The 22582-nt window shown below is 50.6% G+C and carries 24 protein-coding genes; 21 read left to right on the top strand and 3 right to left on the bottom strand.

All coding sequences use genetic code 11. The features are described 5' to 3' along the window. The 19 genes from UC15_RS12750 to UC15_RS25660 form a co-directional block, all read left to right on the top strand. On the top strand, positions 1-120 hold a 120-nt coding region (locus UC15_RS12750; protein ID WP_157960985.1), incomplete at its 5' end, for an IS3 family transposase. Positions 121-970: 850 nt separating this feature from the next. Beyond that, positions 971-1177 (top strand): hypothetical protein, encoded by a 207-nt coding sequence (locus UC15_RS12745; RefSeq protein WP_112288798.1) that lies wholly within the window; start codon positions 971-973, stop codon positions 1175-1177. Between the two features lie 3 nt (positions 1178-1180). Then, a complete protein-coding gene (locus tag UC15_RS12740; protein WP_112288797.1) occupies positions 1181-2842 on the top strand; it encodes a portal protein in 1662 nt (553 codons plus the stop codon). Further along, positions 2839-3156 (top strand): hypothetical protein, encoded by a 318-nt coding sequence (locus UC15_RS12735; RefSeq protein ID WP_232829870.1) that lies wholly within the window; start codon positions 2839-2841, stop codon positions 3154-3156. The genes UC15_RS12740 and UC15_RS12735 overlap by 4 nt, the downstream gene beginning before the upstream one ends. Next, positions 3149-3472, top strand: coding sequence for a phenylalanyl-tRNA synthetase subunit beta (locus tag UC15_RS12730; protein WP_112288796.1), 324 nt, complete (start codon positions 3149-3151; stop codon positions 3470-3472). Before UC15_RS12735 ends, UC15_RS12730 begins: the two co-directional genes overlap by 8 nt. Positions 3473-3488: 16 nt before the next feature. Then, complete coding sequence (locus tag UC15_RS12725) at positions 3489-4232, top strand: peptidase (RefSeq protein WP_112288795.1); 744 nt, start codon at positions 3489-3491, stop codon at positions 4230-4232. Between the two features lie 11 nt (positions 4233-4243). Then, positions 4244-5227, top strand: a complete 984-nt coding sequence (locus UC15_RS12720; RefSeq protein ID WP_112288794.1) for a major capsid protein — start codon at positions 4244-4246, stop codon at positions 5225-5227. A 55-nt stretch (positions 5228-5282) separates the two neighbouring features. Beyond that, positions 5283-5717, top strand: a complete 435-nt coding sequence (locus tag UC15_RS12715) for a Bbp16 family capsid cement protein (protein ID WP_112288793.1) — start codon at positions 5283-5285, stop codon at positions 5715-5717. A gap of 11 nt (positions 5718-5728) precedes the next feature. Then, positions 5729-6103 carry a hypothetical protein gene (locus UC15_RS12710; protein ID WP_112288792.1) on the top strand — a complete coding sequence of 125 codons (375 nt, stop codon included), beginning with the start codon at positions 5729-5731 and terminating at the stop codon, positions 6101-6103. A 50-nt stretch (positions 6104-6153) separates the two neighbouring features. After that, on the top strand, positions 6154-6483 hold the full coding sequence (gp10, locus tag UC15_RS12705; RefSeq protein ID WP_112288791.1) for a capsid staple protein: 330 nt from the start codon (positions 6154-6156) through the stop codon (positions 6481-6483). Next, positions 6483-7088 carry a hypothetical protein gene (locus UC15_RS12700; protein ID WP_112288790.1) on the top strand — a complete coding sequence of 202 codons (606 nt, stop codon included), beginning with the start codon at positions 6483-6485 and terminating at the stop codon, positions 7086-7088. The genes gp10 and UC15_RS12700 overlap by 1 nt, the downstream gene beginning before the upstream one ends. Beyond that, on the top strand, positions 7088-9547 hold the full coding sequence (locus UC15_RS12695) for a hypothetical protein (RefSeq protein WP_112288789.1): 2460 nt from the start codon (positions 7088-7090) through the stop codon (positions 9545-9547). The genes UC15_RS12700 and UC15_RS12695 overlap by 1 nt, the downstream gene beginning before the upstream one ends. A 1-nt stretch (position 9548) precedes the next feature. Continuing rightward, a complete protein-coding gene (locus UC15_RS12690; protein WP_112288788.1) occupies positions 9549-10013 on the top strand; it encodes a hypothetical protein in 465 nt (154 codons plus the stop codon). Next, positions 10013-10579 (top strand): hypothetical protein, encoded by a 567-nt coding sequence (locus UC15_RS12685; RefSeq protein WP_232829869.1) that lies wholly within the window; start codon positions 10013-10015, stop codon positions 10577-10579. Before UC15_RS12690 ends, UC15_RS12685 begins: the two co-directional genes overlap by 1 nt. Before the next feature lie 9 nt (positions 10580-10588). Further along, positions 10589-11830: a hypothetical protein gene (locus UC15_RS25950; RefSeq protein ID WP_232829868.1), complete on the top strand. Its 1242-nt coding sequence runs from the start codon at positions 10589-10591 to the stop codon at positions 11828-11830. A gap of 24 nt (positions 11831-11854) precedes the next feature. Further along, positions 11855-13111 (top strand): hypothetical protein, encoded by a 1257-nt coding sequence (locus UC15_RS25945; RefSeq protein WP_232829867.1) that lies wholly within the window; start codon positions 11855-11857, stop codon positions 13109-13111. Beyond that, a complete protein-coding gene (locus UC15_RS12675) occupies positions 13111-15018 on the top strand; it encodes a hypothetical protein (RefSeq protein WP_112288787.1) in 1908 nt (635 codons plus the stop codon). Before UC15_RS25945 ends, UC15_RS12675 begins: the two co-directional genes overlap by 1 nt. After that, the gene (locus tag UC15_RS12670) at positions 15018-17783 is read left to right on the top strand and encodes a hypothetical protein (RefSeq protein ID WP_112288786.1); all 2766 of its coding nucleotides are present in this window, start codon (positions 15018-15020) and stop codon (positions 17781-17783) included. The genes UC15_RS12675 and UC15_RS12670 overlap by 1 nt, the downstream gene beginning before the upstream one ends. Continuing rightward, entirely contained in the window at positions 17780-17953 is a 174-nt protein-coding gene (locus tag UC15_RS25660; protein WP_157960984.1) for a hypothetical protein, read from the top strand. The genes UC15_RS12670 and UC15_RS25660 overlap by 4 nt, the downstream gene beginning before the upstream one ends. 22 nt (positions 17954-17975) lie before the next feature. Here UC15_RS25660 and UC15_RS25765 read toward each other — a convergent pair whose 3' ends face one another. Continuing rightward, complete coding sequence (locus tag UC15_RS25765) at positions 17976-18137, bottom strand: transmembrane anchored protein (protein WP_112288785.1); 162 nt, start codon at positions 18135-18137, stop codon at positions 17976-17978. Positions 18138-18214: 77 nt separating this feature from the next. Next, entirely contained in the window at positions 18215-18484 is a 270-nt protein-coding gene (locus tag UC15_RS12660) for a hypothetical protein (RefSeq protein WP_112288784.1), read from the bottom strand. A 176-nt stretch (positions 18485-18660) separates the two neighbouring features. Between UC15_RS12660 and UC15_RS12655 the strand changes: the two genes are divergently transcribed. After that, positions 18661-21156 (top strand): hypothetical protein, encoded by a 2496-nt coding sequence (locus tag UC15_RS12655; protein ID WP_112288783.1) that lies wholly within the window; start codon positions 18661-18663, stop codon positions 21154-21156. Here UC15_RS12655 and UC15_RS12650 read toward each other — a convergent pair. After that, the gene (locus UC15_RS12650) at positions 21153-22148 is read right to left on the bottom strand and encodes an acyltransferase (RefSeq protein ID WP_232829871.1); all 996 of its coding nucleotides are present in this window, start codon (positions 22146-22148) and stop codon (positions 21153-21155) included. The two genes, UC15_RS12655 and UC15_RS12650, sit on opposite strands and share 4 nt — an antisense overlap. A gap of 236 nt (positions 22149-22384) precedes the next feature. On the opposite strand from UC15_RS12650, the gene UC15_RS12645 reads away from it, so the two are divergent. Then, positions 22385-22567: a hypothetical protein gene (locus tag UC15_RS12645; RefSeq protein ID WP_112288781.1), complete on the top strand. Its 183-nt coding sequence runs from the start codon at positions 22385-22387 to the stop codon at positions 22565-22567. The last annotated feature ends 15 nt before the right edge of the window (positions 22568-22582 follow it).

Below are 22582 nucleotides of genomic sequence, written 5' to 3'. Positions count from 1 at the left end.
AGGGAACTGAGGGAGGCGATAGAGGGATATATCCATTACTACAACAACGAAAGAATAAGCCTGAAATTAAAAGGCCTGAGTCCGGTAGAATACCGAACCCAGGCCCTGAAAGCTGCTTAACATGAACTGTCCAACTTTATGGGGTCAGTCCAGGAATGGGCTTTTCATTCTTTCCAGTGAGTTTTGACGGAATGCAGCAAAAATATCCTTAATAAAATCAAGCATAACAGGACCTCAGTTTTTTTTCTGAAGTATACCTTTATGGTGATTATCAGTCATCAAGATAAAAAAAATGCCCCCGGCGAAGGAGGCGAAAGACTACACACAGCAATGGGATGTATCACGGTCACAGGTATTACCGGCTGATCACTGTGGGCACCGGTGCCATCCCATACGGTGCTTATTGGCTACTTCAATGCTCATGCGGTAATACGCTGGTTTACGTCCAGCAACGCTGAGTTCGGTGATCCGGTTCCAGTACCGGACTGCTCCAGCTTTTAAACCTTTGCAGGTAACAGGCACTGCCTGCGTTTTGCTTTCCGATTTTCATGAGTGGAACGGGATTTTGTGGTGGCCGACGCTGATAATGTCGGCGTATCGTCCTAGAGCCTTAAGCTCGCAGAACCATGCGTTAAATTTCTGTCTCCCCGCACTCGGGATTATTCGGACACTCTCAAGGCAAAAGAGCCTATCGGCGCGCATCAGCCTGCGCATTCACCACAACGGAAAGAGCACCGCCTAGGAAGGTTCGACGTGGTTGCGTAAAGCCACATCAAACGATTCTCTTACCTGTTGGGTGCCGGTTACGCTCCGGCGTCGTTTTTACGACCGTTCTTTGGACTGTGGTTTCATACCAACTACTGATAATGATGCCTCAATAGTTACCATAAAGGTAACCACACATCTATTAATTGTCAATAAATATTCTAATATGGTTAAATGGTAATTATTTTCTGCGGATGAAAAAATCATGTGCATCGGTAGCTCTCCAAAAACCTCTACTCCGGCAGTGCAATCTGCACCGCAAGCCCAAGACGAAGCTGTTGTGAATGCTACTGACGAAGAGAAGCGCCGCCGCCGTGCCGCCGCTGGTCAGAAGTCCACAATCCTGACGTCTGCGCAGGGTGACACATCAACGCCGACAGCCGCATCAGGCAAAACCCTGCTGGGGGCTTAATCGATGGCTGAAGAATCGCGCAAGCAGTTTTACATCAAACAGTTGAGCTCTCTGGAAACGGAACGCTCATCGTTTGATCCGCACTGGCGCGAGTTGTCAGATTTTGTTCTGCCTCGCAGCAGCCGATTCCTCACCACGGAACGCAACAAATCTAAGCGCAACACTAACATCGTGGACCCGACAGCAACGCTGGCGAGCCGCACGCTATCCAGTGGCATGTTGTCCGGTATAACCAGCCCGACTCGCCCGTGGTTCACCCTCGGAACGCCTGACCCCGACATGATGGAATACGGACCGGTTAAGTTTTGGCTCGAAACTGTTCAGAACCGCATGAACGATGTGATGAACAAATCGAACTGGTACCAGTCTTTGCCGATTGTCTACGGTCAGCTGGGCACCTTCGGAACGACAGCGATGTCTCTGCTGGAAGACGATGAAGATGTAATCCGCACGCATCCGTTCCCAATCGGCAGCTACTACCTGTCGAACAGTGACCGCCTGCAGGTCGATACCGTTTATCGCAAATTCTCTATGACGTGCCGCCAAATCGTCCAGCGCTTCGGTCTGGACAACGTCAGTGACAGCGTTAAATCAGCATGGGAAAGCCAGCAATATGAGCAGTGGTTTGACGTTGTTCACGTCGTTGAGCCGAACATGAATCGCGATACCGGAAAGATGGACTCGAAGAATAAGAAGTTCTCTTCGGTCTACTTTGAATGCGGTGGCGGCGGAGACAAGCTGCTCAGTGAGAAAGGTTTCGATGATATGCCGATCATGGCGCCGCGCTGGGATATCAACGGCGAAGACGTTTACGGTTCGTCATGTCCGGGCATGATTGCACTGGGTAGCGTAAAGGCTCTCCAGCTCGAGCAGCGCCGCAAGGCTCAGGCCATCGACAAGTTGGTTAATCCGCCGATGGTAGGTCCGAGTTCATTGAAGAACCAGCGCGCCAGTCTTTTGCCGGGTGAAATTACTTACGTTGACCAGGTCAGTGGCAATACATCATTCCAACCAGCTTACGCCATCAACCCGCGCATCAATGAGTTGGTGGCTGACATTCAGGATACGCGTTCCCTCATCAACTCCAGCTACTTCGTTGACCTCTTCATGATGCTGCAAAACGTCAACACCCGCAGCATGCCGGTGGAAGCTGTGGTTGAGATGAAAGAAGAGAAGCTGCTGATGCTGGGGCCGGTGCTGGAACGTCTCAACGATGAATTCCTCGATCCGTCCATCGACCGCATCTTCAACATCATGGCTCGCAAGAACATGTTGCCACCGGCTCCACCTGAGCTGGCTGGTCAGTCGCTGCGTGTCGAATACATCTCTGTCATGGCTCAGGCACAGAAAGCCGTGGGCATTGGCTCCATCGAACGCTTCGTCGGTTTCGTCGGTGGTCTGGCTCAGGCCAAACCTGAAGCGCTGGACAAACTCAACGTCGATCAGGCGATCGATGACTACGGCAGCATGGTTGGCGTTCCTGCCACCATCATCGCCACCAGTGATCAGGTTGCAGATGTCCGAGCGCAGCGCGCCGAGCAGATGCAGAAACAGCAGGCAATGGCGCAAAGCATGGCAGCAGTGCAGGGGGCTAAGACCCTCAGTGAAACCCAGACCGATCAGCCAAGCGCGCTGACCGCAGTAGCAGGGGCGATGCAGCCATGAGCCAAGTCTACGACCAGGAAGAGAACGAGCAGCGATTAGAAGAGGAACAGAAGAAGGCCGCAGAACTGGCAAAACGTGATGATCAGGACATTGAAAACATCATGAACACAGTTTCTGGTCGCCGGTTCGTCTGGTCGCTGCTGGAAGAAACAAAGGTGTTCACCTCCAGCTTCACCGGAGACAACAACGCAACAAATTTTAATGAAGGCCAACGTAACGCCGGTCTTCGCGTATTCAGCAACGTGATGCGCGTCTGCCCTGATATGTGGCTTGTGATGGCGAAAGAAGCGAAAGAGGAAGACGGCAATGCCTAGAATTCAGACCCAGCGTATCGCCCGCTTTGATGGCGGTAATCAAATCGTAGAAGTGGTCGATGAGTCCGGCGCTTCTATCCCTGCCCCAACGGCATCGACTGCTGGCGGCGTGAAGCTCGGCGCAACAATTGCAGCAGCTGCCGCCGCGACTGCAACCGCTGATACCACTTCTTCCGCGACTGATGTTGCTGGCCTGCTCGCTGACCACAACGACCTGGTCAACAAATACAACGCATTACTGGCTGATGCTCTGGTGCTTCGCAACACGATAAACGCAGTGCTGACGCAGCTTAAAGCACAAACCATTCCGATCTGATTACGGGGAAAGATAGATGAATTTATTCGAACGTTTGGTGCTGCGCCGCCTTCAGTCTGCTGATGCTGGCGCAGAGGCTGGTGGCGGTGGCGGTGGCGGTGGTGAACAGCCTGCCGGTGCTGTTGAAACACCTGCCGCTGAAAAGCCAACTGGTGAGGCCGGTACAGAAGCCAGTGATAAACCCGGTGCAGAAGCTGAGAAGCCAGCAGCCGGCGAGAAGGCTCCAGAGCAACTGGCGCAGGAAAAGGAAGTAGCTGACAAAGCTTCGGCTGATAAAGAAGCCAAAGACAAAGCCGACAAGGTTCCGGAAAAGTACGAGTTCAAGTCGCCGGTAGAAGGCCAAGAGCTCGATGCTGAAATGGCTGCCGCGCTTGATCCTGTAGCCCGTGAACTTGGCCTGAACAATGAGCAGGCTCAGAAGCTGGTAGACATCTACGGCAAAGACATTCTGCCGAAGATTGAAGCACGCCAGCAGGAAAACTGGGCGAAGCAGACAGAAGCCTGGGCGAACGAAGTTAAGACCGACAAAGAGATCGGCGGTGATGCGTTCGTCGCCAATGTCGGACTGGCTCAGAAAGCTCTGGACAACTTCGCCCCTGCCGGTCTGCGGGAATATTTGGAAACCACTGGGCTGGGGAATCACCCTGATCTGGTGCGTTGTTTCGTGAAAGTCGGTAAGGCCATGAGTGAAGACTCTATGGTCATGCCAAACACTGGTGGCCAGCGTAGTCAGGCCGATATTTTGTACGGAAATAAGTGAGGAACTGAAATATGGCTGTTAAAAGCACTACAGCATTAACGCTGGCTGACTGGGGTAAGCGCAAAGACCCGGATGGCAAAGTTGCGGTGATCACCGAATTGCTCTCGCAAACCAACGTGATCCTGCAGGACATGCCGTTTGTAGAAGGGAACCTGCCAACAGGTCACCGCACAACAGTACGTTCTGGTTTGCCAAACGCTACATGGCGTTTGCTGAACTATGGCGTGCAGCCAAGCAAATCAACCACCGTACAGATCACCGACGCATGCGGCATGCTGGAATCATATTCCGAAGTCGATAAGTCTCTGGCCGATCTTAACGGTAATACCTCCGAGTTCCGCCTGTCTGAAGACCGCGCGTTCCTTGAAGCGATGAACCAGGCGCAGGCAACCACCATTTTCTACGGTGATACCAGCGTAAACCCACAGCAATTTATGGGCCTGTCTTCTCGTTATTCCAGCCTGTCTGCGGGTAATGCCCAGAACATTATCGATGCTGGCGGTACCGGCACTGACAACGCATCAATCTGGCTCGTTGTCTGGGGCGAGAACACAGTGCACGGCATCTTCCCGAAAGGGCAGAAAGCAGGGTTACAGACGCAGGATCTGGGTGAGCAAACGCTCATCGATGCCAACGGTGGTAAATACCAGGGCTATCGCTCTCACTATAAGTGGGATAACGGTCTGGCACTGCGTGACTGGCGTTATGTCGTGCGCATCGCAAACATCGATGTCAGCGATCTTGATGCAACCACCCCGGTTGATATCGTCAAGCTGATGATCAAGGCGCTGCACCGCATCCCGAACCGTGGCATGGGTAAGCCGGTGTTCTACATGAACCGAACCCTGAATGAATACCTCGACATTCAATCTCTGAGCAAAGCCTCTCTGGCGCTGTCCGTGAAAGAAACCGAAGGCGAGTTCTGGACTACGTTCCGTAACATCCCGATCCGCGAAACCGATGCGCTTCTGGAAACCGAAGCCCGCGTTGTTTAACCGCCAACCTTAACTGATGGGCTGCTGATGTGGCCCACTCATTGGAGAAAGAAAGATGATCCTCGACAAACTGTTGATGTTCTCCGAAGCGCAGGCGGTTACCGCTACAGCTGCTTCAACCGATGTGATCGACCTGAGCCCGCTGAAAGGCACGCGCCGCGATATTGGTGTGGGCGAACCGCTGGAGTTCTGGACTAACGTCAACACCACGGCCACAGCCGCCGGTGCTGCGACCGTCAACGTTCAGCTGCAAACCAGTACCGATAACGCCACCTGGGTAACGCTGTACGACAGCGGTTCTTTGGCTCTGGCTTCACTGGTAGCTGGTAAGCGCGTTCTGTCAGCCAAGGTTCCGCAGGGTGTTCTGAAATACCTGCGCGTGAATTACGTGGTTGGTACCGGTCCATTAACTGCTGGCGCTTTTACCTCCGGCATTAACCTCGATGTGGATGCGAACTACAGCTACCCATCAGGCTTCACCGTTAAATAACAGGGGGCAACATGTCAGAAGTTGCACGTTACAAAATCCTGGCTACCTCATACATCAACAAACAGCTTTTGTTTGAAGGTGATGAAGTGGATTACGACGGTAAGCCGGGCAGCGCGCTGGAGCCGATCAACGATGCGGCGAAAGAAGCGAAGAAAAAGGCTGATAAGAACTATGTCGAGCAAAAGCCCGAAGGCGATGGTGAGGTCGTGAACGATTCTGACGACAAACCAAAAACCGAAGGCGATGGTTCTAATCAGGCCGATGTCGATCTGGCTGCTTTGCGTGATGAGTACCAAGCGTTATTCAACACTGCGCCGCATCCGGCCATGAAGGCTGACACCATGAAAACCAAAATTGCTGAAAAGCGCGCTGAGTTAGGCGTTTAACAGCTACTTCCTGAAGGGGCGAAAGCCCCTTTACTCTCCGGAGCATCGACATGAAACAACCGCAGATGGTCAATCTCAAGCAAGGTACAGACAGCTTTGAAAATGAAGAAGGGAAGACTGTCGAGCGTGACGATTACCCGTGGGGTCTTCGTATCACCCTTAACAATGAAACCCTGAAAAAACTGGGTATCTCTTTGCCAAAGGTCGGTGCTGAAATGATGTTGGCCGGCAAGGTGAAGGTTTTGTCCACCAGCACACGTGAAGATGGCGATGACTCCTACAGCAGCGTCGAAATGCAGATAACCGACATCGGCCTGATGGATGAAGCCGCAGAGCCACAGAAGACCGCAGCTGACACGTTATACGGGAGCGATGCGTAATGGCCTCAGTTATCCAGATCTGCAATATCGCGCTGATGCGTATCGGCAGCTCACGCACCATCAACAGCCTGAGCGAGCAGAGTAAGCAGGCCGATGTTGCCAACGTATTCTATGAGTCCTCACGCGACACTGTGCTGAGCGACTTCGATTGGAACTTTGCATCCAAGCGCGTCGTTCTTGCTGATCTGGATACACCATCAACCGACTGGCAGTTTGCATATCGTTACCCGACAGACTGCATGCGCATTACAGAAATCATGACACCTGGCATTCGTTATCCGGCTCCGGGCATGCGGGTGACATACGAGGTGGGATCAGACGCCGCGGGTACTGGGAGAATAATCTACACAAACCAGCCTGAAGCCCAACTGCGTTACGTTGGCAAGATCACTGATCCGAACATGTTTGATGCGCAGTTCGCCGACGCCCTGAGCTGGAAGCTGGCAGCGGAATTTGCAATGCCACTGGCGGCATCTGGTGACCTCGGTAATAAGGCGTTACAGATGTACAACGCAATGGTGCTGGCTGGCGTGGCGCATTCGAATAATGAATCTCAGGAGCCGCTTGTGCCGGAATCGGAGTTCACCATAGCGAGGTTGTCATAATGGCCGTTAGCGCAATGCAGGCATCATTTGCCGGTGGCGAAATCTCCCCAAACCTTTACGGCCGCGTTGACCTTGAGCGCTACGCCAGCTCGCTGCGCCGGTGCAGAAACTTCATGGTGCGCCAGTTCGGTGGCGTAGACAACCGTGCCGGATTCCGTTTCCTCGGGGAATCAAAAAACTCATCGCAGAAGTGCCGGTTAATCCCGTTCCAGTTTTCCGTAAGCCAGACCTTTGCGCTGGAGTTTGGTGCAGGTTACGTTCGCATCTGGGCAAATGGGGCGCCCGTTGTTTACACAACTGGTCCGAATGTCGGCCAGCCGGTGGAAGTAATGACACCTTACGCAGAAGCTGATTTGTTTATGCTTAAGTTCACACAGTCCGCTGACGTGATGACTATCTGCCATGCCAATTATCCGCCGATGGAGATCCGTCGGTATGGCAATGAAGACTGGCGCACTGCGTTGGTGAGCACTAATGATGGTCCATTTCAAGATGGCAACATCGATGAGGCGGTCACTGTAAACGCATCCGGAGAAACCGGAACCGTAACGTTGACATCCACCAGCGCGATATTCACCGCTGAGCAGGCGGGAACGCTGTTCTTTATCGAGCAACTGAATACCGGTGATATTGCAAAGTGGGAAACGGACAAAGATGTCACCCTCGGCCAACAGATCAGGTATTCGACCAACTATTACGAATGCACCCGCGCAGGTAAAACGGGCACGGTTGCACCAACTCATACATCTGGTAAGGCTCTGGATGGTTGGTATGGCGATGACAATAGCGCCGAGTGGCTCTACATCCACAGCGGAAATGGCATTGCCAAAATCACAACCGTAGCCGGTGATGGCCTGACTGCCACTGCAGATGTCATTAATCGACTCCCGAAAGATCTGGTCACTACGCCAAGCTATAAATGGGCGAAATTTGCATGGAACAGCGTCGATGGTTATCCATCTACTGTGGTTTATTTCCAACAGCGCCTGATGTTCGCCGCTTCAAAATCTTTACCGCAAACGGTATGGACCAGTAAGAGCGGAGACTATAAAGACTTCGGGACCTCTGTTCCGTCTGTCGACGATGATGCGATCAGTTATACATACGCCGGTCGGCAGCTGAATAAAATCCTGCACCTCATAGATGTTGGATCACTGGTCGCGCTGACATCCGGTGGTGAGTACAAGGTCAACGGGGATCAGACAAATACGCTCACGCCATCGACATTCAATTTCAGCTCTCAGGGGCAGAATGGCGCCAGCGATGTGCCGCCTATTGCAATAAGTAACGTGGCATTGTTCGTTCAGCAGAAAGGTGGCGCAGTACGTGATCTGGCCTATTCGTTCGACGTGGATGGATTCCAAGGTTCTGATCTGACAATTCTGGCAAACCATTTATTTATCGGCCACCAAATTGTGGACTGGGCTTTTGCCATCACGCCGTTCAGCATTGTCTGGTGCATCCGGGATGACGGCCTGCTCATGGGGTTGACGTATCTGCGCGACCAGCAGGTTGTAGCCTGGCATCCTCACCCGGCAACAAACGGATATTACGAATCGGTATGCAGCATCAGTGAAGGTAATGAAGACGGTGTGTATGCAGTTGTGCGCCGCGTTATTAATGGTCAGACAAAACGCTACATCGAGCGGCTCGACTCCCGCATTTTCTCTGACATCAGCGATTCATTCATCGTTGATAGCGGGCTGAGTTACGACGGTCGTAATACCGATCCATCCCGAACTGTGACGCTCACCGGTGGAAGTGTAGACTGGGATTACCGCACTGATTACACACTGACAATTAGCGGCGCGAGTTACTTTGTGCCGGGTAATGTCGATGATGAAATCCTTCTGCCATATACGGAAGACGCGACAGATAAGATCCTGAAGCTTCTTATTGTCGCTGTGAGCAGTGGCAATGTGGTGACAGTGCGTGCAAACAGAAACGTTCCTGCACAATTTCAGGGTGTGTCCACGGCGTCATGGAATATGGCGAAAGCTAATTTTTCCGGCCTGTCTCACCTCGAAGGACAGACTGTCAGCATTCTTTCAGACGGCAATGTCGAACCTCAAAAGGTAGTTACCAGCGGTTCTATTTCTCTGGAAACACCAGGTGCTGTAGTGCATGTCGGGTTGCCGATTAACGCAGTTATTGAAACGCTGGATATCAATTTCGCCGGTCAGGAAACCATTCTCGATAAGAAAAAAATTATCAACAAAGCCGACATCATGATTCAGGACAGCCGCGGTATTTTCGCCGGAACGCCGGGCGGGAAGATGTACGAATATCCTCAGCGTGAGTTTGAGTTTTATGATGACCCGGTCAGTAATAAAACCGGACTGGTTACTGTTGACCTCGATTCAGAATGGGACAAATCAGGCCGCTTAATTGTCAGTCAGTCGGATCCGCTTCCTCTCTCAATTCTCTCGATCATCCCGAAAATAACGGTGGGTGGCTGATATGCGTAAAGTCGAAATCGTACCGGCCACAGAGCAGCACGCAGCGGAGATGCTGCCTTTCATTCGTCAGGCGGATATTGATGAATTCTATGCTGCTGCACTGATCAATCCGGATGAAGTGCTGCGCCGTTCCATGAGCGCATCATCAATCTGCTGGGCTGGTCTCATCGATGGTGATGTCGTAGGGATCTTTGGCGTATGCCCTGCATCAATGCTTACCGGCTTCGGGGTCCCCTGGCTGGTAGGCACCGACAGACTGGAGAAAGTGCAGGTAACTTTCCTTCGTCATTGTCGCCCGGTGTTGGCACAAATGCTGGCGCTGTATCCCCGTCTCGAAAACTTTGTTGATGCCCGCAACACCGCCGCGAAATCGTGGCTGCACTGGCTTGGCTTCACGCTTAATGAAGCGCAACCGTATGGCGCGCTGCAATTACCTTTCCATCATTTCCATCTGAGGGCTGAATAATGTGTGAGCCAACCACAGCAATTCTTGCGATCACCGCAATCACCGCTGCCGTGTCAGCCGCCAGCGCAGTTAAGCAGGGCAATGACGCGAAGAAGGTTGCTAACGCGAATGCTGATGCGCAAGAACAGGCAGGACGAGACGCGGTAAACGCTGGGAATGCTCAGGCAGAACAGCAACGCCAACAGGGGCGTCAGTTAGCTGGCAGGCAGGCTGCCGCCTTTGGTGCCAACGGTACTGATATGACCTCCGGATCGGCGCTGAATACCTTCGGCGATACAGCATCAGGCACTGAACTGGATGCGCTGACAACCATCAACAACGCACAGCGTCAGGCTGCCGGTCTGGATTTTCAAGCCAGCGCCAGCCGTGCGCAGGGGCAGATTGACCAGAACGCCGGATACTCAAAGGCTGGTTCAACAATTCTGAATGCAACGCTGTCGGGATTTTCTGCCTACCAGACAATGGGGCTTGGCGCGTCAGCTGCATCATCCGGCACTGGCTCATCAACCAACATGTTCACAGCTGCCAGCAAACAGAAATACGGAACAAACGCATTCACATTCTAAGGTGACTTCATGCCAACAGTACCAGTCCCACGTTATGAGCAGCAGAGTGTAGATCGCCCGGGCCCTGTCAATGTCGCCAACATTCAGCAGCGTCCAGGTGCGTTGGATGCTATCGCTGATTTTGGTCAGAATCTTTCCAACGTCATCGTTCAGGAAAAAGTAAAATACGACGACGGTCAGTTTCAGGATGCGGTTCTGAAACTGAACGCTGGCATGCAGGGGATCCAGTCGGCACAGAATCAACTGGAAGGCAGCAATGCTTTGGGCAGCGCGCCGAAGGCAGTAGGCCAGTACCATGAATTGGCAAGCCAGTTGGCATCGTCTGTGCCTGCATCACGTCAGCGTGACTGGCAGCGCCAAATGGAGTCTGGTGCAATTCAGCTATCTGGTGCTGCAGAACGTCATGAATACGGGCAGATGCAGCAATATCGTGCCGGTCAGCAACAGGCCATCGTTGAAACCGGCGTGACTCAGGCGGCATCTCTGTATTCTGATCCTGCGGCTTATCAGCTAAATAACGCCCGCACTAAAAACTCCATCGAAACTTATGGCAGCGCTCAGGGGTGGTCACCGGAACAGATTCAGGCAGAGCAAACCAAATTCACTCAGCGTGCCGCACTGGGTGCTGCTAATTCGCAGCTTGGCTCTGATTACATGGTCGTCATTACACAGAACGGCGAACCGGCAGACGTCGGCGGTACCACTCGCGTTTCATCAACTCAGGTGGTGGATGGTACCCGTGGCATCCGAAACAATAACCCGGGCAATATCGAGTTCAACGACAGCAACAGCTGGCAGGGTCAGACAGGTAGCGACGGGCGCTTTGCGAAATTCGAGACGCCTGAGCATGGGATTCGTGCACTGGGTCGCAACCTGTTGTCATATGGAAAGCAAGGTTACGACACGCCTGCAGAGATCATTGGGCGCTGGGCACCACCCGGCAAGGATGGGAAAGAAAATGATACCCAGGCGTATATCAAAAGCGTATGTGCTCAGCTCGGTGTTACCGCTGATGAGCCACTCGACTTGACCAATGCCGACACGCTGGCAAATCTGTGTAATGCCATCATGAAGCAGGAAAACGGCAAGGTGCCGTACAGTGCCGATCAGGTTAACAAAGGCGTACAGGCTGCTCTTGGGTTCTCGCAGTTGGATACCGTTGCGCGTGTAACCAAAACCCCGTATTTCAATGAACTGGATGCCAGTACGCAGGCGACTGTGATCCGCCAGGCGGATGCATTACGGAAATAACAACAGACACAGTACCGCACTCAGTTGGATGATACCGTGCGCGATGCCTCTGCTGCGTATCTGCGTGGCGTTGAATATCCTAACATGCCGAGCCAGTCAGATTTTGTGGCAGCATATGGTTACCGTGAAGGACAGCAGCGTTATCAGGATCTGGATAATCAGCGCCAAGCCGGTGAGTACATTGGGGCGTTTCGGACGTTGCCGACCGCCAGCATCAATGCCGCGGTGAAATCCCTCGAGCCAACGGTCGCAGACGGCGACGGTTACGCATCACGCGCCAGTGCTTATGACCATGTAAAAGCTGCGGCGGCTTCTGTTATTCAAAAGCGCCAGTCCGATCCCTATGGTTCCGCAATTGAACTGGGAGCGTACAAACCACTGAGCACAAATAACCCTGACGATGTTTCCAGCGAAATAAAAAGCCGCTTCGCCAGCAGCGGTGATCTGAAGGCCATTGGCATTAATGCACCTCTTCTTTCGCAGCAGGAGGCCGCAGGGTTTACGCAAATCATTCGCGGTACCACTAACGTCGATCAGACTATTTCTATGCTCCAGTCTATGGGGCAGAACCTCCCAGCCGGCGCAATGCGTCAGGTGGCTGGCGCTGTGGCACCAAACAGTGCGGCGGTGGCATATTCAGCGCTGCTACTCGGCAAGCCTGATAACCAATATGACAACCGGTCAGGCAGCATTGCGTACAGTGATTTCATTGATTACAAGCCAACGATGGACAAATACGACGCATCGAAAACAATCCTGTTGGGGGATCAGTTGGTCAACCCTACGGACGAAATGAAAAAGGCAGGGATCACCCCGGTCAGCCTACCGAGCGACGAAAAGTTGACGCGTAAATTCGATGATGAAGTGGGCAATGCATTTGCCAACAATCCGCAAGCACGCCAGATGGCCTTTGGAATTTACAAGTCTGCATATGCAGGGATCGTTTATCGCTCTGGTGATGCAAGCGACGCATCTACTGCCTCGGTGAATAGCGATGCCGCAGAGAAGGCCGCACTGATGGCAACAGGGGGTGTGTACAAAGGGTTCCAGGGTGGTGATGTTGTAATGCCATTTGGTATGGATAAGAGCACGTTCAAAGACCGGTACACAGTGGCTGCACAGGCTGCACTGAAAGAGGCAGGGCTGAATCCTGCAGGGCAATCCAACTTCACACCAGTTAACGTTGGTAGTGGTCAGTATCGCCTGCTGTCCGGCAGTGGGCGATGGGCTGTTGATCCGCGGACAGGGAAAGAAGTCACCGTAAGTGTGAGGGCTAACTGATGGCGGATATCTTCGATTTAGCACCGGAAGGGCAGGCATGGACTGACAATCTGTCAGAGGGTAAGGCAGCGCGCCCTGAAGATTACGATCCTACGTTCTTTGCCGGTTCACTGTCTGCATTCCCACGTGGCGTAGCAGAGGGAACAGTCGGGCTCGGGCAGACTGCGCTGACGTTTGCAAATCAATTGGTCGATTCCCAAATCGCTGCATACTCCCCGGCACCTAACGTCAACCTGCTGAAGCTTGCTTATCCCGGTGCTGACCAGGCAATGAATGACGCCTATGACAGCACAGCCAAATCCCTTGAGGCTGCGCGGCAATACATCAAGCCCGATGGAACAACTCAGGGTACCGCGGCGCAGGTTCTTAATGGCCTCGGGCAGTTTGTTCCGGCGATCGGTGCGACGGTGGTCGGCGGTCCAGTTACGGGGGGGGCGATTGCCTTTGGCAGCAGCTTCGAGCCAACACGGCAGGACTTTTTGAAGAAGGGTGTAAATCCTGAAACAGCCACAACACTGGCGACTGAGCAGGCCGCATTCAACGCCTTTGGCATGGCGTTACCGGCTGCCGCTGGCGGTAGATTGGCAACCAGGCTTTTATCTGGTGTAGGGATCAACACCTCCTTTGGCGGCCTGAATCGTTTTGCTATGGGGGAGACGCTGGAAGAAAACGGCTATTCAGACATGGCGAAACAGTATCGCGTTTGGGACGGACAGGCGATCGCCGTGGATGCTGTTCTGGGTGCTTCGTTCGGCGGCCTCCATCACTGGACTGCTACGCGAAACGCAGCGCCAGAGGTGACACCAGAAACCCAGTCAGCACCAGCAACAATTCCCGATGATGGCACCACAGTGCTGCCTGAGCCGGTTGCGTCAGCAGGTAATGAGTCTGCGGCGCCTGTTGCGGATGTGGCCCCTGTTGAAAGCGCGCCCGCGCCAACTTACGAATCTCGGGTGACTGAACTACAAGGCTTAGCTGATAACCTTTTGCCAGTCGGTGAGAGAAAGTCTCTGTCGTCGGAAATACATGATCTTCAATACCAGCATGATCAGGCTGCCCAGCAATTACAGCAGATCAAAGATGCGCCGATCACCGGCAGCGGAAAGGCACTGTCAACTGCCCGCGCTCAGCGCTCCGCATCAGTCGCAGAACTTGATGCGCAGGTAACTGACCTGCGCCAGCAAATAGAAACTAAATCAGCAACGCTGGCAGACAGCAGCAGGGGCGGGAGATTTTTCGAGGCTAAAGCAGATTTATCGCGCATTGAGCAGGGCATCATTCCTGAAAGCCTCCGTGATGTTGTTGATCAGACACCAATTAAACCGAGCGATGTTGATGCCGCCCATGTACTTAATGAAGGGTTGCACTATGACATCGAGTCATCTCCGGTGATCCATGCCTCAAACGAAAGCGTTAATGCTCACGTTTCCGCAATGGATGCTGCTACCCGCAGCCTGATGAATGGTGAGCCCGTTAACATCTCACAGCAGATCAGAGGGCTTGATGGATTGGTTCGTCCTGAAACAGAGTTGACAGGTCTTACAATGCGCGATGCGATGGAGGCTGATATCCGGGATGCCGGACTTTCCACAACACCTCCTCGAATTGACGCTGATGCGTCGCCAACGGCTTTGCGAGATGGCAGCGCATTCTCTTCTGGCCGTGAAGAGTCTGGCGCGGTAAGCACAGACCCTTACACCGGAGAAGTCATTTCAGGCAACAGCTTCGATCTGATGGCCGCACGTGACCTGGCTGCTGATGCCGAAACAAAAATACTTCATCCCGACACCGGCCAAGAGGTTACCCTATCTCAGGCGCTGGCTGATTTGGATGAACAGATTGCCACCGCCCAGAAAGAGTCAAATGTTTATTCTGTGGCTGCCGCCTGCTTCTTAAGGAATCCATAATGAAATCAGCCTGTATTGATGCGATCGCTAACACACTAGGGCGTCTGCCAAAATCTGATGAAATTAAAAACATTGAAGACCGCATTAAGGATGCCGTGCGGCAGGTCAGTCGCAATAACGCGAAGGCAGGTAAATCTGGTATTCCTGATGGGCAGACATACAGAGAAGCTGCTGATCTGGCGGCTCAGCGTGTTGTGCATGAGGTTTATAAAAAGCGCCAGCGTCTGGCACAGAACGCCATAGCCATCACGAACATCACGAAAAAGCTAAATGAAAGCTTTCCGGCCGGTGATCAAACTCCAGAGAACCTGTCCCAGTTCATCTTCGCCGGACGGAAAACGTGGAACGGGAAAGAATTAGACATCACCTCTGCTGAAGAACTGGCAACTGGTGCTTATCAGGACTGGAGCCGCCAGCTCAGTGCTGAGATGACTGCTGCGGGACCGGAAGTACAGAAGTTTTTCCAACAGTCTCAGGCTCTGGGCGCGCAGCGTTTTCGCAACCCGTTTGACCAGGCTGTTGCCAAATCCAGCCAGTTGCATTTGCTGAAAGAAATTTATGGCGAAGACACCGGTAACGCGCCGGCCAAGAAAATCGCCAAGATTTGGAACGACGTCACCAGCCGGTCACGGCAGGAGATGAACGACAACGGGTTTGATATTGGTCTGCGTGATGACTGGAACCTGCCATACGTTGATGATGCTGACCTTATCCGCGCTGCCGGACGTGATGAGTGGCTCGCTACTTTGCCAGTAGCAGAGCGCGCTGCTGCACGCGTCTCTGGTCGCATGCCGCCAGCTGAGTTTGCCCGCCGTAAATGGATTGATGATGTTTACGACACACAGGATCGCACACAGTACGTGAATCAGGACGGTTCACCAATGAACGATGCGGAATACCGCGACGCGCTGGCTGCCATTTACGAAACCAAGTCTACGGATGGCGCCAACAAAATTGAGCCAGGCGCGCACATGGGCAGCGGTGGCATTAAAAACCGTGGCTCGCAAAGCCGCGTCATGGCGTTTAAAGATGCCACCAGCCATTTCAATTACATGGAGCGCTACACAGGGCAGCCTGTGGTGGGTGTAATGCTGTCTCACCTGCAATCTGCTTCGCGAGATCTGGGCGTGGTAAAAGCATTCGGACCCGACAGCGCCACCAACTTTAAATTGATAGCCGATCGCCTTTATAGCAAATCAGTTTCCAGTGAGGGTGGCGGTAAGTCAGTTTCTGATATGCAGGCACAGCGCAATATGGTTGAGCGTATGTTCAACTCAATGGCTGGTCTGAATGGCGTGCAAAACTCCGGTGTATTCTCCTCCGCTATTGGCGGCCTTCGTAACCTGATGACATCAGCCATGCTGGGTACTTCAGTTTGGACGGCAGCCAGCGATCAGGGAATCATGCGCGCCAACGCGATGGCATTGGGTTTTGACCGCAAAGGTATGCGCCTGTCGGCCAGCACCATCAAGTTACTTTTCAGTGGTGATGCAAAGCGTGCTGCTGCTGATCTTGGTCTGCTGGTGGACTCGCACGCGGCTGTCGTTAGCAAGATGGGCGGTTTCGACCTGTCTCGGGGCATCACTGGCTGGTTCGCTGAGAAAACCCTGAAGTGGTCAGGACTTATTGCAATGGACCGGGCAAACAAAGCCTCATTCGGTTTGCTGATGTATAAAAACATTGGTGACATGTCACGTAAATATCCAACGCTGGATTCTCTGAAGGCGTCTGACAAGACGGTGCTCGCGAATAAGGGCTGGACTCAGGAAGACTGGGCGATCATGAATGCCGCAGAACTGCGACCGCTCAATACCAGCGGCGCAATGGGCATGACGCCTGACGGTATTTACGCCGTCCCTGAAGCCAAGGTGCGTGAAATTCTGGCTGACCGCATAGACAGCATCCGCGCCGGTGCCAAAAACGCACTGGCAGAAATGGGCGAAATGCCGGATACGCGCCGCAAAGCATTGTCAGTAGCTTTCGATGCAGAGGCAGAGCAGACCATCAACCGGCTGGTCAGAAACGCCAAGGCAGAAGCCGCTCAGAAGCTGCTGGGCATTACTCACGGCGAAATGACCAGCGCAGTCACCACGGCCACAGGCATCGATACGTTTGAGCGCGAGACGGCTGGGGAATTGCTTAAGTCAGCAATGCTTTTCAAAACCACGCCTTTCGCAGGCTTCCGTCAGTTGGTCACCCGATCACGGGATCTGGATACGGTGCCTGCCATTAAATTCCTCGCTGCTTACATCGGGGGAACGACCATCGCCGGGATGTTTGCAAATCAGATGAACGCTCTGCTAACCGGTAATGACCCGATCGATATGACGACGGGGAAATCATGGATTCAGGCTTTACTGAAAGGGGGGTCATTCGGCATCTATGGTGATTTCCTGTTCCAAGACCACACGCAATATGGCTCGAGTATCGCGGCAACGCTGGGTGGCCCTGTTCTCGGTTTTGCTGAGCAGTTGATGAAACTGGCAATCACGAACCCGCAGAAGGCGCTGATGGGGGAAGAAACATCATTTGGTGCTGATGCCATTAACACTGCTCGCATGGTGATCCCATTTGCAAACCTGTGGTATACCAAGGCCGCATTCAACCACCTTATTTTGCAACAACTGCAAGAAATGGCGAACCCAGGTTATAATGACCGGGCAAAAGACAGGGCAGAACGTCAATATGACGTAACCAGTTGGTGGGAGCCTGGGGATACTTCTCCGCGCAGAGCGCCAGATTTAGGAAAGGCGGTAGGGGAATGATTGAACATTTACTGATTATGGCTGCGTGGTTTATCTGCGTTGTGGCAGCCGCGACGATCATCATCTGGCTGTTGATAAAGCTGGCTTCAGTCGGGGAAAGATGCAGGTTATTGGCTGGAATCATTGCCTTTATAATCTTTGCGAATGTTGCCATGTATGCATTTTCATAGCCCCATCCGTGGGGCTTTTTCATTAACGAATCCCTTTACCACCTTCGCGGGAATCCTCTGAGCGTCCGCCACAAATTGACCCATCTGATGCGGTGTCACTATCATGCTGGCAGTTACCGGCAAAAGCTTGCACTGATGTGCCGAGAGAAAGAGTAACCAGAAGCATTGCGAATAATTTTTTCATGTAATACCTGTGTGCAGTTAAGGCCACAAATGTGGCCTAACAAAAGTATTCTCTTAAGTGAAATTCTCAAAGAGATATCACATCTCGCTGCGCGACTTTTGAAGCAAATAGGTGAGGTGCGTCTCAATATCTCGCAGCGTCTCCTGATTGCTGGTGACGTAGTTCAGCAGGGCTTTCAGCTCAGTCATCGCACCCGAGATGTCATAACCTTCTTCATAGAGCTGAAGCAGTAGCCTCTCAATATTCGACCCCGTCTTTAGCCCGGCAACGCCTTCTGGCGTGTGAACTTCCTCTGAGTACGAATCCGTACACGGATAGTGATATTCATTTTCTCCTCCTGTTTTCATCACTTACACCCCCGTTAATACTGTATGGATAAACAGTATCAAATGATTTCCAACTTTTCCAGTTGTTTTAGATTACCGATAAGGTAATTTTAAAGTGTTTTAAAGGTAATTAAAATTCATATGTGAGTCAAATGGGCGGTAAGATGTGCGGATAACCACCAACTCGGAGCCGCACCATGACAGTATCTACTGAGATTGACAGTGAGCAATACATCGGTAATGGACTTACCACAACTTTCCCCTTCAGATTTCGGATATTGCAAAATTCCAATATGGTTGTTACTCGAATTAATCTGAGTGATGTTGAAACTGTTTTAGTGCTGGGGACCGACTACACACTGACCGGCGTTGGCGGATATTATGGGGGTAATGTTGTTTTATCTTCTCCTCTGCCAAATGGCTATGGGCTGACTTTGGTTCGTGATTTGCCTATAACTCAGGAAACAGATTTGCGTAACCAGGGAGCCTTTTTCGCAGAGGTTCATGAAGACGCTTTTGACAAGCTTACAATGTTAATTCAGCAGGTGTGGAGTTGGTTTGGTTTGGCGCTTCGCCGCAACACGCCGTTGTCAAAATACTATGATGCTAAAGGATATCGGATCGCTAACTTGTTAGATCCAGTAAACACTCAGGATGCATCTACAAAAGGATACGTGGATAAAGTTTCCAAAGCAGGATTAGAGCGTGCGCTACGTGTCCCGGAAGCGTTTATTAATGAGTTACCACAGGCCATCTACCGGGCAAATAAAGCGATAGGTTTTGACAGTAACGGTTCAGTAATAGTTACAGATCCCGCAGCTACCGGTTTGTGGGGTTACGCTTTAATTGATTCTTTCCAGATTGGTGCAGTCATAACTGAACGATTCGATGCATTGCGCTGGTCCTTACCCGATGGCAACGGTGAGTATTACCGTTGGGACGGGAATCTGCCGAAAAATGTATTACCTGGTTCAACGCCAGAAACATCTGGTGGGGTTGGAATCGGAGCATGGCTTAGCATTGGGGATGCTTCTCTGCGCCCGCTAGTGGAAGTCACTGCAAATGTTGTTGGTTCTAATAATTACTCCACGCTGCCACAATTTGCTGGTTACATCACCGCAGGGAATGATTATCTCTACCAGAACGTCTTATATACGACTGTTGGTGATTCAGGAATAATACAATTCATATCAGGAAATACAGTAACGACTGACACCGGAACAGTTTATCTGCTTGATAAACGTTGGTCAGTTAATGATGTACGAGCCTGGGGAGTGCAGAATGATTCCCAAGCGGATACCGCTTTCAAGAACGCAGTTAACTTTATCAACAAAGCACCGGGTGGTAAGAGAACAGTCTACGTCCCGCCAATAGCTTTAATTCTGAGCTCTATAGAGTTAAGGGATTTAGCAAATCTCACAATTTACTTCGATGGCACTTATTTGATAGGTAACTCAACGACCGTTCAAACTTCTATGATCGATATTGTAAATGCGCATACCGTATCAATTACAGGTTCATTCATAGCTGCTGGCAGCAATAAATATACATATGCGATTAGAGGGCGCGGAGGGTTGCCTTCATCTATTGCGCCTGAAACTGGAATATTCACCAGTTTTGATATGATGGGTGGGTGGAAGTTTAACACTTGGAACTGTGCCTTATGTTTTGGTGATGGAACAGATAAACAGGTTTCTGAAATTAATGTGAAAGTTCTCACGACCAATAAAGTGAACTGTTGTGTTGAGGTGAATGGCTCTCAAACTATCGTTAGTGTAGAAGGTTCATGTGTGTGCGAACCTGTTAGTGGATTTACGTATAAAAAAGGTGTTTTCAATATAATCGGAGGAGTAATAAACCATACTTCAGGGGAGGCAGTGAGCAGCATTGACGCTGCCGCACCAATTGTGAATATGTCGCAGGCATCTTCCACCCAATATTCAAATCCATTTGGAAGTGCAAGATTGAATGGCGTACATGTTGAAACTGTTTCATCTTTGGTCTCGATCAAAAATAGCTCAGGAATTTCAGGTTCGAGCTTCAGTGGTCATAGCGACATAACATTCTCAATGTGTTCTGGTGCCATGTTAAATGGCGGAATTCCTCTCATTGAAAACCAAGTCTCAGACTATGCAGGGACTGTTAACATTGCTGACACTTGCAACTTTTATTCTGCAACAAACAGAACATCGGTGGTTATATATTCTACATCTTCAAACATGACAGCACGAGTCGGAGATTCAGCTTTACGTGATGGATTTACGACTATCGCAGAAAATATATCTCCACAGTGTAACTGGCAACATGACATGAGGCCAATCGCATATCTGGAGGCTGCGAGCGTCAGCATTCCCGCCAGCACGGCCGTAAGTGTTTCTTTCCCTTCTCGATTATCTACGGGAGATTACAAATATTATTACGCTAATACTAACAATGATGGTTTTAACGTGGCTACCCATATCAGGCAAATGGAAATAAGCGTGTATATGCCTTCTTCTGGAGCAGAGTTCCGCGTGAGCATACTGTTAAACGGTGTAGAGTATTTCTCGTGTATCAGTGGAGGTACAGTTACCATTCCTGGAAACAGGCTACCGATTGGTGCAGAAATAAGGTTTGCCTGTAAGAATACGAGCGGGTCAACGGCCACCCTAGCCAATACTGCTAGGGTGGTAATTACAGCTGCTAACTACTAAGTTGAAATCTCTGCTGGAAGATTAGTCTTTCTTCCAGCAGATTTGTTTCGATCAAGGAAAGGCTTTTCAACAAATAAAAACGATAGCGTTGCAAGAATTATTGTAATGATAGTTGATAGTATTAGGCTTGTTGTAAAGTCATCTGATACCTTGTTGATTATTATTTGTTGCGTTGGGAATGCATAAATATATATCCCATAAGATATATCAAAGCTTCCTTTTGAGCTAAGTTTGATGTTTGTACCGAAAAATATCACCATAAATGCAGCAGCAGCCAAACATATTGAATTTAACTCGAGACCAGTTTGAGCAGAGAGTATTACTATTATTGATATAATAAGGATGCCATATCTATATGGGTGCCATTTAGTTTTAGTCATTGAAAGCAATGCCCCAGTCGAAAAAGCCACTCCAAACATGGAAAGATATTTTATAGGAACCCCGTAGAAAACAAATCCTACTTCATTATAAATTGTTATTAAACATCCAATCAATGAAAGTAGAAGTAGAACTAATATTGTTTTATAGCTGTTGCTAAAGCTTAGCGATGTCGCCAATATTAAGTAACAGACAATCTCTATTGGTATAGTCCATAGGCTGCCGTTCATTGCTCCGGGAACTTTGAAGTCATAGAATATTCCAATTGGATTGTTAAATATAAAAGCGCAATGCTGTATGAACAATAGAATGCTTTCTTTAATAAAATTATTGCTTGATATTGATTTGTTGCTAAAAATAGGTGACACGATAAATATCATTATAAAAGAGCAAATTACTATCGCCGGTAGTAATCGTCTAATGCGTTTAATAATGAAATGGATAAATCCCTCAGATGAGTTATAGCTGATCGGCATCAGGTACCCTGAGATGGTAAAAAAAACCACCACTGAAAAAAAACCCATTGTGTCCCAACTTCTTAACACTGGTTCATGAAGTCCGTTTAGAGCAAAATTGTGTGAAAATAGAACTGTTAGTGCTGCAACATGCCGCATTAAGTTAAAACAGTTAAGACGTTCTTTCATTATTGTGCTCACAGAATTATAAGTTTCATTGCTTGATATAATGTACGAACCCTGTACTACTGTCACGCATAGTATGCTGATGACAAACCCAGAAGACTGCCCTTAGCCCACCGGATAGAAGGATAGTAAGTTAAATTTAAGGTAATTTTTATCCATATTTGAATAATTGTGTATCATGGGGCAACCTACTTCAAAGGGGTTGTCTCATGAACCAAGTTCAAAACTGGATACAAAATGCGTTAAGCACGGTCGGAAGCTGGATAACCTACCTCTGGGCAACAGTGACCGCCGGAACAGCACTTCTATCACTTCAAGATTACACCTTCATTATCGGCACCGTTGTCGGCGCCATCTACACCATCCGAACATACCGCATTAATAAGGCTTGAATAGACCCTAGTTTC

Origin of the sequence: Rahnella sp. AN3-3W3 (assembly GCF_003263545.1) — a bacterium.
GTDB lineage: Bacteria > Pseudomonadota > Gammaproteobacteria > Enterobacterales > Enterobacteriaceae > Rahnella > Rahnella variigena.
This window is presented reverse-complemented; position numbering and strand designations above follow the sequence as displayed.

What these genes read in the sequence shown, in the direction of transcription:
- UC15_RS12745 (WP_112288798.1), top strand. Translation starts at nt 971, where the DNA reads ATGTGCATCGGTAGCTCTCCAAAAACCTCTACTCCGGCAGTGCAATCT.
- UC15_RS12740 (WP_112288797.1), top strand. Translation starts at nt 1,181, where the DNA reads ATGGCTGAAGAATCGCGCAAGCAGTTTTACATCAAACAGTTGAGCTCT.
- UC15_RS12735 (WP_232829870.1), top strand. Translation starts at nt 2,839, where the DNA reads ATGAGCCAAGTCTACGACCAGGAAGAGAACGAGCAGCGATTAGAAGAG.
- UC15_RS12730 (WP_112288796.1), top strand. Translation starts at nt 3,149, where the DNA reads ATGCCTAGAATTCAGACCCAGCGTATCGCCCGCTTTGATGGCGGTAAT.
- UC15_RS12725 (WP_112288795.1), top strand. Translation starts at nt 3,489, where the DNA reads ATGAATTTATTCGAACGTTTGGTGCTGCGCCGCCTTCAGTCTGCTGAT.
- UC15_RS12720 (WP_112288794.1), top strand. Translation starts at nt 4,244, where the DNA reads ATGGCTGTTAAAAGCACTACAGCATTAACGCTGGCTGACTGGGGTAAG.
- UC15_RS12715 (WP_112288793.1), top strand. Translation starts at nt 5,283, where the DNA reads ATGATCCTCGACAAACTGTTGATGTTCTCCGAAGCGCAGGCGGTTACC.
- UC15_RS12710 (WP_112288792.1), top strand. Translation starts at nt 5,729, where the DNA reads ATGTCAGAAGTTGCACGTTACAAAATCCTGGCTACCTCATACATCAAC.
- gp10 (WP_112288791.1), top strand. Translation starts at nt 6,154, where the DNA reads ATGAAACAACCGCAGATGGTCAATCTCAAGCAAGGTACAGACAGCTTT.
- UC15_RS12700 (WP_112288790.1), top strand. Translation starts at nt 6,483, where the DNA reads ATGGCCTCAGTTATCCAGATCTGCAATATCGCGCTGATGCGTATCGGC.
- UC15_RS12695 (WP_112288789.1), top strand. Translation starts at nt 7,088, where the DNA reads ATGGCCGTTAGCGCAATGCAGGCATCATTTGCCGGTGGCGAAATCTCC.
- UC15_RS12690 (WP_112288788.1), top strand. Translation starts at nt 9,549, where the DNA reads ATGCGTAAAGTCGAAATCGTACCGGCCACAGAGCAGCACGCAGCGGAG.
- UC15_RS12685 (WP_232829869.1), top strand. Translation starts at nt 10,013, where the DNA reads ATGTGTGAGCCAACCACAGCAATTCTTGCGATCACCGCAATCACCGCT.
- UC15_RS25950 (WP_232829868.1), top strand. Translation starts at nt 10,589, where the DNA reads ATGCCAACAGTACCAGTCCCACGTTATGAGCAGCAGAGTGTAGATCGC.
- UC15_RS12675 (WP_112288787.1), top strand. Translation starts at nt 13,111, where the DNA reads ATGGCGGATATCTTCGATTTAGCACCGGAAGGGCAGGCATGGACTGAC.
- UC15_RS12670 (WP_112288786.1), top strand. Translation starts at nt 15,018, where the DNA reads ATGAAATCAGCCTGTATTGATGCGATCGCTAACACACTAGGGCGTCTG.
- UC15_RS25660 (WP_157960984.1), top strand. Translation starts at nt 17,780, where the DNA reads ATGATTGAACATTTACTGATTATGGCTGCGTGGTTTATCTGCGTTGTG.
- UC15_RS25765 (WP_112288785.1), bottom strand. Translation starts at nt 18,137, where the DNA reads ATGAAAAAATTATTCGCAATGCTTCTGGTTACTCTTTCTCTCGGCACA.
- UC15_RS12660 (WP_112288784.1), bottom strand. Translation starts at nt 18,484, where the DNA reads ATGAAAACAGGAGGAGAAAATGAATATCACTATCCGTGTACGGATTCG.
- UC15_RS12655 (WP_112288783.1), top strand. Translation starts at nt 18,661, where the DNA reads ATGACAGTATCTACTGAGATTGACAGTGAGCAATACATCGGTAATGGA.
- UC15_RS12650 (WP_232829871.1), bottom strand. Translation starts at nt 22,148, where the DNA reads ATGCGGCATGTTGCAGCACTAACAGTTCTATTTTCACACAATTTTGCT.
- UC15_RS12645 (WP_112288781.1), top strand. Translation starts at nt 22,385, where the DNA reads ATGAACCAAGTTCAAAACTGGATACAAAATGCGTTAAGCACGGTCGGA.